We start from the raw sequence: 7,056 nt of genomic DNA, 5'->3' as shown, positions 1-7,056 counted from the left end.
GAGCCGGAGGCGGCGTCCGGCGCGTCGGGGGTGCCCGCACCGGCGTCGGCCGCGGCATCCGCCCGCTTCGTGCGCCGCGCCCAGATCGTGGCGAGCGCGAGCCCCGCGATGATGTCCCAGATGCCCCACCAGCCCGCGACGATCGCCATGCCGCCGATCCCTCCGAAGAACGAGAACACGAGGCCGAGGCCGAGGCCGGCGTTGCGGATGCCGACCTCGAACGTGATCGCCTTGCGGTCGCGCACGCCGAGGCCGCCGATGCGCGCGCTCGCGTAGCCGAGCCCGAGCGCGATCGCGTCGTGGAGGAACACGGCGAGGAGGACCACGCCGATGTAGGCCATGAAGATCGCCCAGTTGCCCACGAGCGCGGCGACGATGAAGCCGACGAGCGCGAGCAGGCTGATCCAGCGCGCGTACGGCTGCACCCGGGCCGCGAAGCGCGGCCACACGGCGCGGATGACGAAGCCGACGATGAACGGCAGGCCGATGATGAGGAAGATGTCGAGCAGCATCCGCCACCCGTCGAGGCTCACCGCGCGCACGAGTTCCGACGCCTTCGGGTGGATGCTGCCCCAGAACGCGATGCTGAGCGGCAGCACGAAGATGTAGGCGACGTTCGCGACCGCGGTCATCGACACCGAGAGGGCGACGTTGCCGCGGGCGCGGTAGGTGAGCACCTGCGAGATGTTCCCGGGCGGGCATGCGGCGACGAGCAGCATGCCGAGCGCGACGGAGGCCTGCACGTCGAGCAGGAGCGTGAGCCCGAACGTCACGGCCGGGAGGAGCACGATCTGCGCGAGCAGCGCGATGATCATCGCCTTCGGGGCCCGCGCCACGGCGCGGAAGTCCGACGGCGAGGTGTCGAGCGCGATGCCGAACATGATGAATCCGAGCACGACGTTCAGGGCGATCATCGAGCCCGGCGCGAAGTTGAGGACGACGTCGTCGATGTTCATGCGCGCGTGCCCGCCTTCGGGGAACGGCGCTCGACCTCGTGCACGGGACCCTGGGCCGAGGCCGAGGCCGAGGCCGAGGCCGCGGGCGCGACGGATGCCGCCGGCGTCGGCAGGGTCCGGAGCATCCGCTTCACGGTCCTCCGGTAGGCGTCCTTGTTCACGTAGTACGACATGCGATCGAGGCCGAGGTAGCGGTACCCGCCCGTGAGGTCGGGCCAGGGCTTCGCGGCGGCGTCGCGGAAGCGGGACGCGGCATCCGGCTCGGCGCGCGCGGCGGCGAGGTACGCGGCGATGAGCTCGGCCTGCTCGTAGCGGCCCTGCCAGCCGATGCCCGAGGCCTCGATCATGCCGAGCACGAACAGGCCGTTGAAGCTCGGCGGGAAGACGTTGAGGTAGAGCTCGGGCGCCGCCGACCTCCAGTTGAGGTGGGCGCGCTCGACGAACGGGTAGTCCAGCTTGTAGCCGGTCGCGAGGACCACGAGGTCGTAGTCCGCGGCGCTGCCGTCGGCGAAGCGCACCGCCTGGCCGTCGAACCGGTCGACGTCGCCGACCACGCGCAGGTCGCCCTGCCCGAGGTGGTTCAGGATCAGCGTGTTCACGATCGGGTGCGACTCGTAGATGCGGTAGTCGGGCTTCGGGAAGCCGAATCGCACGGGGTCGCCCGTGAACGCCTTCAGCACGCGGGTGTCGACGAACTGCTTGATGCGCGCGGGCAGCGGCCGGCCCTGGTTGAGGGTGTCGCTCGGGCGCCCGAACAGGTAGCGGGGCACGAAGTAGTAGCCGCGACGCACCGACAGGTCGACGGATGCCGCGTGGTGCACGGCGTCGACCGCGATGTCGCAGCCGGAGTTGCCGGCGCCGATGATGAGCACGCGCTTGCCCTCGAACACCTTGGGCGACTTGTACGCGCTCGTGTGCATCAGTTCGCCCGCGAACTCGCCGCGGAAGTCCGGGACGTTCGGCTCGGCGAGCGTGCCGTTGGCGAGGACCACGGCCGGGTGCTCGGTCGTGGTCGTCGCGCCGTCCGGGCCTTCGGCGGTCACGCGCCATCCGCTCGCCCCGGTCGCATCGCCGTCGACCGGCTCGACCGCGGTGACCCTGGTGTCGAACCGGAAGTGCTCGCGCAGGCCGTAGGCGTCGGCGTACCGGCGGAAGTATCGGTGCAGTTCGCGATGCCCCGGGTAGTCCGCGGTCGAGTCCATCGGGAACTCGGCGAACTCGGTCGTGGTCCGCGACGAGATCAGGTGTGCGGACTCGTACATCGTCGAGCGCGGGTTGTCGATGTTCCAGAGGCCGCCCACGTCGGGGCCGGCCTCGAAGCCGATGAAGGGGATGCCGGCGCGGCTGAGCGCGCGGGCACCGGCGAGACCGGATGGGCCCGCTCCGATGAGGGCGATGGGGTTCACTGGTGGTTCCTGTGCGTGGGCGGCGTCGTCGGGGTAGACGCCGGGTCGGGTCCGAACAGCATAGGCGAACGGTGCTCGGGTTCCGGAACCGGCCTTGGATCGCCTGCGTGCCCGGCAGCCGCCTCGATAGGCTTTCGGGGTGGCGCACAGCATCTACATCTGCTCCGCCGAGGGGAACACCGGGAAGTCGACGGTGGCGCTCGGGACGTTGGACACGCTGAGCCGGCGAGCGACCCGCGTGGGCGTCTTCCGCCCGATCGCGCGCTCCACCGAGGAGCGCGACTACGTGCTCGAGCTGCTGCTCGCGCATGACGGCGTCATCGAACTCGGCTACGACGACGCGATCGGCGTCACCTACGAGGACGTGCACGGCGATCCCGACGCCGCGCTCGCCACGATCGTCCGGCGGTTCAAGGCCATCGAGGCGCGGTGCGACGTCGTCGTCGTGATCGGGTCCGACTACACGGATGTCGGCAGCCCGACCGAGCTGGCGTTCAACGCGCGCATCGCCGCGAACCTCGGTGCGCCGGTGCTCCTCGTCGTCGGGGGCCGCGTGACGCAGGGGCGGGGCGCGAGCGAGCGGCTCGGCTACACGGATGCCAGGACGCCCGACGAGCTCGCCCAGATCACGGAGCTCGCGGTGGAGGAGCTCGAGCGCGAGCACGCCTCGCTCCTCGGCGTGGTCGCGAACCGGGCCGACCCGTACCGACTCGACTCGATCGTCGACGCCGTGCGGGCCGCGTCGGGCGCGGCCGGCGGGCACGACGCATCCGTCTCGGTGTGGGCCATCCCCGAGGACCAGTACCTCGTCGCGCCCTCGATGCGCTCGGTCATGCGGGCGGTCGGCGGAGAGCTCTACGCCGGCGATCCCGAGCTGCTCGAGCGCGAGGCGCTCGGCGTGGTGGTCGCCGCGATGTCGATGGAGAACGTGCTCGCCTGGCTCACCGAGGCCGCCGTCGTCGTGGTGCCGGGCGACCGGAGCGAGGTGCTGCTCGGCGTGCTCACGGCGCACGCCTCGGCGACGTTCCCGTCGATCGCGGGCATCGTCCTGAACGGCGGGTTCCCCGTCTCCGAGACCGTCGAGCGCCTGATCGAGGGCCTGAAGTCGGGCCTGCCGATCATCCGCACCGAGCTCAGCAGCTACGACACCGCGCTCGCGATCACGCAGACCCGCGGCAAGCTCGCCGCCGAGTCGCAGCGCAAGCGCGACACCGCGCTCGCCCTCTTCGAGAAGCACGTCGACGGCGTCGAACTGCTCGACCGGCTCGACGTGGCCCGCACCGACGTCGTCACGCCGCTCATGTTCGAGTACGGGCTGCTTGCCCGCGCGCGCGACGCGCGCAAGCACATCGTGCTGCCCGAGGGCTACGACGACCGCATCCTCCGCGCGGCGGCGACGCTCCTCTCGCGCGACGTCGCCGACCTCACGATCCTCGGCGAGGAGATCGAGGTCCGCTCGCGTGCGATCGGCCTCGGCCTCGACATCTCGCGGGCCACCGTACTCTCGAACCACGACCACGTGCTGGTGTACCGGTTCGCCGACGAGTACCAGCGGCGCCGCGCGCACAAGGGCGTCACGCTCGAGCAGGCGCGCGACACCGTGCAGGACGTCTCGTACTTCGGCACGATGATGGTCGAGCTCGGCCTCGCCGACGGCATGGTCTCCGGGGCGATGCACACGACGGCGCACACCATCCGCCCGGCCTTCGAGATCATCAAGACCAGGCCGGGCGTGCAGGTCGTCTCGAGCGTGTTCCTGATGGCGCTCGCCGACCGCGTGCTCGTCTACGGCGACTGCGCGGTCGTGCCCGACCCGACCGCCGAGCAGCTGGCCGACATCGCGATCTCGTCGGCGCAGACGGCGGAGCAGTTCGGCATCGAGCCGCGCGTGGCGATGCTGTCGTACTCGACGGGCGAGTCGGGTTCCGGGGCCGACGTCGACAAGGTGCGGCGTGCGACCGCGCTCGTGCGCGAACGCGCGCCCGAGCTCCCGGTCGAGGGGCCGATCCAGTACGACGCGGCCGCCGACGCCGCGGTGGCCCGCACGAAGCTGCCGGGCTCGTCGGTCGCCGGGCGCGCGACGGTGTTCGTCTTCCCCGACCTGAACACGGGCAACAACACGTACAAGGCCGTGCAGCGCTCGGCCGGCGCCGTCGCGATCGGGCCGGTGCTGCAGGGCCTCAGGAAGCCCGTGAACGACCTCTCGCGCGGCGCACTCGTGCAGGACATCGTGAACACGGTCGCGATCACGGCGATCCAGGCGGCGTCGTGAGCGGGGCGGATGGCGCGGGCACGGCCGACGCCCCCGGCGCGGGTCGCGTCGTCCTCGTCGTCAATTCCGGGTCGTCGTCGCTGAAGTACCAGCTCGTCGACGTCTCGGCGGGCGGGCCGCTCGCGTCGGGCCTCGTCGAACGCATCGGCGCGGGCGACGGTCGTGCCACGCACACCGACGCGGCGGGCGGCGCCTTCCGTGAGGAGGTGTCGGTCGCCGACCACCACGCGGCCTTCGCGTGGATGCTGCAGGCCTTCGCCGAGCACGGCCCGTCGCTCGAGGAGCATGCACCGGTCGCGGTCGGGCACCGCGTCGTGCAGGGCGGTGCGCGCTTCTTCGAGCCGACCGTGATCACCGAGCTCGTGAGGATCAACATCGACGAGCTCTCGGTGCTCGCGCCGCTGCACAACCCGGCGAACCTCGCCGGCATCGTCGCGGCCGAGCGCGCGTTCCCGTCGGTGCCGCACGTCGCGGTCTTCGACACCGCGTTCCACCAGACGATGCCGCCCGAGGCGTACCTCTACGCGCTCGACCGCGACCTGGCCGAGCGGCACCGCATCCGCCGGTACGGCTTCCACGGCACGTCGCACCGGTACGTCTCGCGTGCCGCGGCGGCGTTCCTGGGTCGGCCCGTCGAGGAACTGAAGCTCATCGTGCTGCACCTCGGCAACGGCGCCTCGGCGTGCGCGGTCGACGGCGGGCGCTCGGTCGAGACGAGCATGGGCATGACGCCGCTCGAGGGGCTCGCGATGGGCACGCGCTCGGGCGACCTCGACCCGGCGGTCGTGCTGCACCTGCAGCGTCGCGCGGGGCTCGGGGTCGACGAGGTCGACGACCTGCTCAACAAGCGGAGCGGCATGCTCGGCCTCGGCGGCCACGGCGACATGCGCGACCTGACCGAGGCGGCGACGTCGGGCGACGAGCGGGCGCGTGTCGCGCTCGAGGTGTACGCGCATCGCATCCGCTCGTACGTCGGCGCGTACGCGGCGCAGCTCGGCCGCGTCGACGCGATCGTCTTCACCGCCGGCGTGGGTGAGAACTCGGCCGACGTGCGCGTGACGGCGCTCTCGGGGCTCGAGGGGTTCGGTGTCGAGGTCGACGCCGCGCGCAACGCCGAGCGTTCGGGGGAGGCACGGCGCATCTCGACGGATGCGTCCCGGACCGCGGTGCTCGTCGTGCCGACGAACGAGGAGCTCGAGATCGCCCGGCAGACGGTCGAGGTCGTCGCGGGCTGACGCCGAAGGCGACAGGGCCGCACGTCCTGGCATCCGCACGACGAATTACACAAGAACTCTTGTACAAGGACTCTTGTGAATCTAGGCTGATCCCATGACCGACCCCGGACGCCCGCCTGCAGACTCGAGCGTGCACCTGCACGACCCAGGCCCCATGCGCGCGATGGCGCACCCCACGCGGCTGCGCCTCATCGGCATCCTGCGCATGGACGGGCCCGCGACCGTCGGCATGCTCGCCGAGCAGACGGGGGAGTCCGCCGGCTCCGTGAGCTACCACGTGTCGACCCTCGCGAAGCACGGCTTCGTCGAGGAGGCGCCCGAGCTCGCCCGCGACCGCCGCGAGCGCTGGTGGCGCGCCGCGCACGAGATGACGAGCTGGGACACCGTCGAGTTCCTCGACGATCCGGCGCGGCACGCGGCATCCGAGGCCCTGCGCCGCACCGTGCTCGAGAGCTACCACCGCGAACTGCTCGCCGTACTCGACGCCGAGGCGCAGCTCGAGCCCGAGTGGATCGCCCCGTCGGACTCGTCGGACGGGGCCGCGCACCTCACGCTCGAGGAGTTCCGGGAGCTCTCCGCCGACCTCGCCGCGGTTCGCGACAAGTGGTGGGCGCGCGGGCGCGAGCCGGCCGAGGGCACGCGGCTCGTGCGGTGGATGACCCACGTGTTCCCGAGGTCCGGCGCGTGAGCGCGTCATCCGCCCCGCTCGACCCGGTCGACCGCGCGCCGCGCCGCCGACTGCCGCTCGTCGCGCTCTTCGCCGCCCAGCTCTTCTCGCTCGGCGGCAACGCGATCGCGATCGTCGCGGTGCCGCTCATCGTCCTGCAGCAGACCGGATCGCCGCTCGCCGCCGGCGTCGCGGGCATCTTCGCGACCGTGCCGCTCGTGATCGGCGGCGCCCTGGGCGGCGTGCTCGTCGATCGCTTCGGATACCGTGCGTCGAGCATCGCGGCGGATGTCGCGAGCGGAGTCACCGTGCTCGCGATTCCGCTCTTCGACGCGGCGGGCCTGCTCTCCTTCGGGCTGCTCCTCGCGCTCGTGTTCCTCGGGGGCCTCCTCGACCCGCCCGGCGACACCGCGAAGACCGTGCTCATGCCCGAGCTCGCGGCGCTCGCGCACACGCCGCTCGCCCGCGCCGCGGGCGCCCAGTCGGCCGTGCAGCGCACCGCGACCATGGTGGGCGCCGG

The 7,056-nt window shown here is 72.0% G+C and carries 6 protein-coding genes; 4 read left to right on the top strand and 2 right to left on the bottom strand.

Features of this window, described 5'->3' with window-relative positions:
* Together ESO86_RS08795 and ESO86_RS08790 are read right to left on the bottom strand one after the other, a co-directional pair.
* A partial coding sequence (locus ESO86_RS08795; protein WP_165307534.1) for a bile acid:sodium symporter family protein occupies positions 1-956 on the bottom strand: 956 nt, incomplete at its 3' end.
* Positions 953-2,362 (bottom strand): flavin-containing monooxygenase, encoded by a 1,410-nt coding sequence (locus ESO86_RS08790; RefSeq protein WP_207207071.1) that lies wholly within the window; start codon positions 2,360-2,362, stop codon positions 953-955. The genes ESO86_RS08790 and ESO86_RS08795, both read right to left, overlap by 4 nt.
* A gap of 139 nt (positions 2,363-2,501) precedes the next feature.
* Here ESO86_RS08790 and pta point away from each other — a divergent pair, with 139 nt between their 5' ends.
* From pta to ESO86_RS08770, 4 genes are all read left to right on the top strand, one after another.
* On the top strand, positions 2,502-4,634 hold the full coding sequence (gene pta, locus ESO86_RS08785; RefSeq protein ID WP_129234558.1) for a phosphate acetyltransferase: 2,133 nt from the start codon (positions 2,502-2,504) through the stop codon (positions 4,632-4,634).
* A complete protein-coding gene (locus tag ESO86_RS08780; RefSeq protein ID WP_129234557.1) occupies positions 4,631-5,869 on the top strand; it encodes an acetate/propionate family kinase in 1,239 nt (412 codons plus the stop codon). The genes pta and ESO86_RS08780 overlap by 4 nt, the downstream gene beginning before the upstream one ends.
* Positions 5,870-5,963: 94 nt before the next feature.
* Positions 5,964-6,557, top strand: coding sequence for an ArsR/SmtB family transcription factor (locus tag ESO86_RS08775; protein WP_129234556.1), 594 nt, complete (start codon positions 5,964-5,966; stop codon positions 6,555-6,557).
* Positions 6,554-7,056: MFS transporter (locus tag ESO86_RS08770; RefSeq protein WP_479722781.1), on the top strand; the 503-nt coding region annotated here is incomplete at its 3' end. The genes ESO86_RS08775 and ESO86_RS08770, both read left to right, overlap by 4 nt.

Source organism: Agromyces binzhouensis (assembly GCF_004135055.1).
GTDB lineage: Bacteria > Actinomycetota > Actinomycetes > Actinomycetales > Microbacteriaceae > Agromyces > Agromyces binzhouensis.
Note: the sequence above shows the minus strand (reverse complement) of the source record. Positions and strands in the feature narration are given on the sequence as shown.

Coding starts and splice junctions, on each gene's coding strand:
- ESO86_RS08775 (WP_129234556.1), top strand. CDS start 5,964: ATGACCGACCCCGGACGCCCGCCTGCAGACTCGAGCGTGCACCTGCAC.